The 2,032-nt window shown below is 38.3% G+C and carries 2 protein-coding genes; both read left to right on the forward strand.

All coding sequences use genetic code 11. From position 1 onward, the window contains the following. The first annotated feature begins 456 nt into the window (after positions 1-456). Positions 457-1,719, forward strand: a complete 1,263-nt coding sequence (gene xseA, locus MF4640_RS18600; protein WP_078390488.1) for an exodeoxyribonuclease VII large subunit — start codon at positions 457-459, stop codon at positions 1,717-1,719. Further along, positions 1,712-1,909: an exodeoxyribonuclease VII small subunit gene (gene xseB, locus MF4640_RS18605; RefSeq protein WP_078390489.1), complete on the forward strand. Its 198-nt coding sequence runs from the start codon at positions 1,712-1,714 to the stop codon at positions 1,907-1,909. Before xseA ends, xseB begins: the two co-directional genes overlap by 8 nt. Positions 1,910-2,032: the final 123 nt, after the last annotated feature.

Raw genomic sequence — 2,032 nt, forward strand, 5'->3', positions numbered from 1 at the left:
ACTTTCAACTTTTGCCAGTGTTGATCTGTCAGCATGGTACGAGGCATAGCGAATAGTAAAATTGGGTTTGGCGATTTGATTTTACTACTTCGCTATTTTTTTAAGCTAAAAGTGTCAACACACCCTAATCTCACAAAAAATGAAGAAAAAAAACCTGCAACTTGGGGAAGGTGCAGGTATAAACTGATATTAACTACCATGGAGAACTTAATACCAAATAATATACTTGGTTTATATTGAGATCTCATTCACATTTTATTCCAAATTATTTAGAAACAAAAAAAAGCCCTTCAAATGATGAGCTTTTTGCGGTAATTAAGTGAATTTCTATAACTTCGTCCACTATAGCAGAAATACGCCATATACCTTGATCAAGGTCAAGTTAGCATATTCTCAATTTGCACTTATAGCTTTGCTTTAATACTATTCACTTAAGCACTTAAAATAATTGATCTAATGTCCGAACCTCAGTTTTCTCTTAGTGATTACCTATCCACAGTACAGGAAGTAATTCAAATTGCTTTCAATGAGCCTGTATGGGTGAAAGCTGAGATCCGCAATCTCAATATTAAGGGTGGACATTACTATCTTGAGTTAGCTGAAAAGGATGAAAGTACCGACAAAGTTATAGCAAGTTGCAAAGGGACCATCTGGAAATTTACAGCTCAGAAAATGGTGCTTAAGTTTGAAAGGGAAAGCGGTGTAGAGCTTTCAAAGGATTTAAATGTCCTAGTAAAAGTCAGGGCCAAGTTTGATCCTCAGTATGGCTTTTCAGTGAATGTTGAAGATATTGATTCAAGCTATACGCTTGGAGACATTGCACGGCGCTATCAACAAATTTTAGAAAGACTTACCTCTGAAGGCCTATTAAACAAAAACAAGCTCATCCCTACCCCTTTTGATATTCAGAATGTCCTGGTAATTGCTCCTGAAAATGCTGCAGGTCTAGGTGACTTCAAAAAAGATGCTGATGCTTTAGAAAAAGCTGGTGTATGTCATTTCAAGTACTACTCAGCAACATTCCAAGGGAACATAGCTGCGCAAAGCATTATCACCTCTCTCAGTAATGGCCTCAGACAATGGGCTACCGATTTCAATACACCACCTGATCTCATTGTGATTATCCGCGGCGGTGGTGCTGTAAACGACCTTGCCTATTTAAATGATTATGAACTGGCAGCATTGTTGGCCAAACGAACTGTTCCAATTTGGGTCGGTATTGGTCACGAAAAAGATCGTACGATACTAGATGAAGTTGCAAACCGTTCATTTGACACACCTAGTAAGGTAATTGGTGGGATTCGTAATCTAATTGCTGATCGGACTCAGGATGTCTTAGATTCATTCCAAACCATTAAGCTATTATCCCAACATCAAATCACAGCGTACCAAAGCCAAAATGATCAATACATGAGGATGATTAAGACGTTTGCGCATGGGCAAATCAATGAATCAAATAAGAGCGTAGATTTGATGAGAAGCACCCTACATTACTTAGCCCAGCAACAGATCAAACTGGCAACGAATCAAGTCGAATCACTGATGCGTGAAACCTTAATCCAGAATCCAAGAAACGTGATGGCTAAAGGCTACGGAATTGTTCGTAATGAAGGAAAAGCTATTCGCTCTATTCAACAGATTTCAGGTGATAACGTCCAAGTAGAATTACAGGATGGCACCATTCAAGCAAATGTAACGAAGGTAATTAGTAATGATTAAAAAAGAACTCTCTTTCAAGGAAGGCTATGAAGTCCTTAAAAAGAATGCGGAGCTATTGGAGTCGCAGGAAGAACCAGACATCGACAATTTAATGAAAATCGTTGAAGAGTCTATGGTTGCATATAAAGCCTGTAAAACACGTGTGGATGCAGTTCAACAGGCTTTGTATGAGACATTTGATATACGCTGAATTATCAGGAGACTTTCCCTTGGGAGATTCTAGGCAGCCAACTTATAAAAGTCTTCGGCCATTTGATTTGGTGTCTTAAAACCCAAACCCTTTTGAATTCTTCGATGATTATAAAATAACTCA

Source organism: Acinetobacter sp. MF4640, from assembly GCF_002018895.1.
In the GTDB taxonomy this organism is placed as follows: domain Bacteria; phylum Pseudomonadota; class Gammaproteobacteria; order Pseudomonadales; family Moraxellaceae; genus Acinetobacter; species Acinetobacter johnsonii.

What these genes read in the sequence shown, in the direction of transcription:
- xseA (WP_078390488.1), top strand. Translation starts at nt 457, where the DNA reads ATGTCCGAACCTCAGTTTTCTCTTAGTGATTACCTATCCACAGTACAG.
- xseB (WP_078390489.1), top strand. Translation starts at nt 1,712, where the DNA reads ATGATTAAAAAAGAACTCTCTTTCAAGGAAGGCTATGAAGTCCTTAAA.